This is a genomic window from Bacteroides sp. D22 (assembly GCF_000163675.1).
In the GTDB taxonomy this organism is placed as follows: domain Bacteria; phylum Bacteroidota; class Bacteroidia; order Bacteroidales; family Bacteroidaceae; genus Bacteroides; species Bacteroides xylanisolvens.
In genome coordinates, this window is record NZ_GG774846.1 from 1 (window position 1) to 2,905 (window position 2,905).

2 protein-coding genes and 1 pseudogene are annotated in these 2,905 nt (G+C 45.7%); all 3 read right to left on the reverse strand.

Annotated features, from left to right (window positions below):
- Positions 1-339 precede the first annotated feature (339 nt).
- The gene (tnpC, locus tag HMPREF0106_RS00235) at positions 340-1,953 is read right to left on the reverse strand and encodes an IS66 family transposase (RefSeq protein WP_008777519.1); all 1,614 of its coding nucleotides are present in this window, start codon (positions 1,951-1,953) and stop codon (positions 340-342) included.
- A 69-nt stretch (positions 1,954-2,022) separates the two neighbouring features.
- Positions 2,023-2,532 (reverse strand): IS66 family insertion sequence element accessory protein TnpB, encoded by a 510-nt coding sequence (gene tnpB, locus HMPREF0106_RS26605; RefSeq protein WP_004323560.1) that lies wholly within the window; start codon positions 2,530-2,532, stop codon positions 2,023-2,025.
- A pseudogene (locus tag HMPREF0106_RS00230) lies at positions 2,532-2,905 on the reverse strand (hypothetical protein); the annotation flags it as partial. The gene tnpB and the pseudogene HMPREF0106_RS00230, both read right to left, overlap by 1 nt.

A 2,905-nucleotide genomic window follows, 5' to 3' on the forward strand; every position in this document is an offset into this window, starting at 1 on the left:
GCCTATATCGTTCATTGATACTCTCATATCATTTATTAATATACCGATATAGTTATGCGGACATCTTGGAATTATTGTTTCAAGGTTTTGATGTAGCTGCATTAATATGCCTGTACAGTTGAGCAAGTATGCCTGTATCGTTTGGTTAATATGCCTGTATAGTTGAGTAAGTATGTCTGTATCGTTTGGTTAGTGTGCCTGTATAGTTGGGCAAAGGTGCCGCTATCTTTACCTTCCCACGGTAAGCATTCGGCCTCGCCCGTATTTCTCTCCAAGCTATAATAAAGTCAAAAGCCAAACGAAGCATGTCTGGCTTTTGACTTTATTTATCTTTCTTGTTTATCCTTTCCAATTAAATGGCAGTAAATCGGCGTAGTCGTTTTTCTTTTCTCTTTCATTCTCCTGTACCCTAATCAACACGTCCTGCATCCATAGTTTTGGGTTCACCTTATTTTCCCTGCAACATCCCATCAGTGAAAAGAATATTGCCGCTGCATGTGCCGCTTCATGTGAACCGGAGAAAAGAGTGTTTTTTCTGTTCAAAGTCAATGGCCTTATAGAGCGCTCCACTGGATTATTGTCAATGCAGAACTGTGCATCGTTGACATATCCGGACAGTTGTTCAAAACGTGTGTACATATAGAATATGGCCTTGGCAATAGGCGATTTCTCAACCGTATGTTCATACTCCTGCCTGCACCATTTTTCCAGTCCTTTGATAATAGGGTACGATTCTTCCCGGCGAAGCCTTACTACAGCTCCGCCTTCCAGATGTCCTATCCTGATTTTCTCCTCCACAGCATACAGTCTGCCTATTTGTTCAAGTGCATGCCTTGCTCTAGGAGGATCATTTCCTTCCGCTTCCACAAACTTGCGCCTGACGTGTGCCCAGCAGCACAGGTGCAACTTTCCGGGTAGTGTGTCGAACTCATCATATACTGCAAAGCCGTCACTCTGTACCACCCGAACCTGTCCTGCCAGCAGCGTGTCTATTCCGCTGCTGCCACGTCCCTTGTGATATTCAAAGAATGGGGTATGGAACCGGGGCAGATAGAAGTTCCACATATACCCGCGGTGAAGAGCACCGGGCCGGTCGCTTTCAAGTACGGGATGGGGCGTCTCATCGGCCATGACGTAATAGCTGTCCTTGACCAGTTCACGAAGCTCATTATAGATTGGCTCCAGACGCTGTGCGGCAGCCATCATCCAGTTACTTACGGTAGAAGGACTCAGATGGATGCCTTCACGCTCAAAGATGTCCAGTTGTCTGTACAGAGGCAGGTGGTCGTAATATTTGGCGGTAGCAATGTGTGACAGTACACTTTCCGACGCATTGCTGTGGGGATGTGCCATTACGGGCATGGGAGCAGTTATGATACGACCGTCGGCGAGCCGGTATTTAGGGCGGATGATGCGTCTCACATAGAATCGGGCGGGACTGACGGCATATTGTTCGCTCACTTCCTCTCCCAGCTTCGCCGCTCCCTCCAACGAAAGACCTTCCGGCATGGGAATGATAATCTCTTCACGGGGAAGGGACGGGTCGATGGGCTTACGGGCGTGGGGAGTAATCTTTTTGGTGAAGCTCTTACGGAAACGGTTGTAGCCATTCTCCGATTTGGCAGATTTCTCAGCTGTTTTCTGTTCTTCCGCTACCGGGTCATTGACATCGGACGGAGACTCAAAACAGATGCTCAACTGGCCGGCATCTTCGGGAAGATGGCGTTTTTCACTGGATTTACCCCATAAACGGCGTGTCAAGTCAGCCAATTTCCATCTCAGGTCGGCAATGACGGCTGTACAGGCTGAGATTTCTTCGACCTGGCGGGAATACTCCCGCAAAGAGGATTCGTATTTTCTCTGAAGTTCTGCATGTTCCTTTTCAAGGCGTTCACGTTCCTTGCGCAGCTCTTCGTACTCTTCCAAAGTAAGGGTAATGACCGGTTCTTTCACTGTATATCCACTTTTTTATTATCTGACAAAGTTATCAAAATAAAGCAGAACGGCTTGTAGGACGGGAGATTACTTTTCAACTGTTTTCCGATACTTTTTAACAGTAAGCAGCTCATTCAGGCGATTCCAGGAAATTTGAAGAAAATCCCTCTTCCGTTCGTCCTTTTTCAAGAGAAAAGAGCCGCGATTCAGACGACGGCATTCCAAACGGTATTCGTCGTCGCACCGATAAAGGATATGCAACCTGCTACGGGAGCGGTCAAGAAAAATATGGCAACTCTGCTCTGACACGCAAGAACTCGTGTGCCGGATGACCTCGCCACAAAGACCGTCAATGCCTTTATGGAAATTACAACCTTGGGGATAAAGGTAATAGGACCAGAAAGGACTGCTACGGAAAAGACCAAGGCCTAAAGGGAGAAGTAGGTCCTGAGGGGAATGGATACCAAGGCTGGAAGCCGAAACTTTATAACGACGACCACCATCAAATATGAAAAGAACCGAATCAAAATGGTTAGACTCGGAAAAAAGGCTACGTAGTTTATCACTTTCGCTAGAAAATACTAATACTGAACACATTATGGATTAAGATTGTAATGAAGACACAAAGGTAGGAAGGAAAAGAAGGGAAACAAACACGCACGTGACCGAATGCTTACCCCGTATTTGTACCCCAAAAACTCTTTCAAATGCTGATAAGCACGATAAAGATGTGTATAGGTGGTTTTTACTATCAAAATGCCGACAGACTGCCGCTTTTCTTCAACTAAGGCTGCAAACTCCTGTATTAAGCTGTTTTGTTTAATTCCAATTCCTTTGATAGCGTTTTTCAGGATTTCAGCCGTAATGTAGCTTTTGTTTTCCAGTAAGGTTTTATAGTGGCGGACAAGTTCAGCCCGATAGTTTTCTATCTGCTTGTTGATATTTGTTTCTTTCTTTGATTTGCCTATGG

What these genes read in the sequence shown, in the direction of transcription:
- tnpB (WP_004323560.1), bottom strand. Translation starts at nt 2,532, where the DNA reads ATGTGTTCAGTATTAGTATTTTCTAGCGAAAGTGATAAACTACGTAGC.